1 pseudogene is annotated in these 234 nt (G+C 52.1%); it reads right to left on the bottom strand.

The window, feature by feature from the left end:
- Positions 1 to 234 (bottom strand): annotated as a pseudogene (locus tag QP119_RS11725) (hypothetical protein); the annotation flags it as partial.

Here is a 234-nt window from a genome sequence, read left to right on the forward strand (position 1 = left end):
TTTTCACACGCAGGTTCAGATCGAACGCACGTTTGAAGTCAGTCAGAGCACGCAGCAGGCTCAGTGCTTTGGTCTTATCGATACCGATGCTGAACAGGAACAGCAGGTTATACGGACCGGTTTTCTCAACAACGATGCCATGTTCGTCGAGGTATTTCGCCACGATGCTGGCCGGAATACCAAAGTCGCTCATGGTGCCGTCTTTTTCCATCCCCGGAGTCAGCAGGGTGACTT

Source organism: Corynebacterium frankenforstense (genome assembly GCF_030211955.1).
Classification (GTDB): domain Bacteria; phylum Actinomycetota; class Actinomycetes; order Mycobacteriales; family Mycobacteriaceae; genus Corynebacterium; species Corynebacterium frankenforstense_A.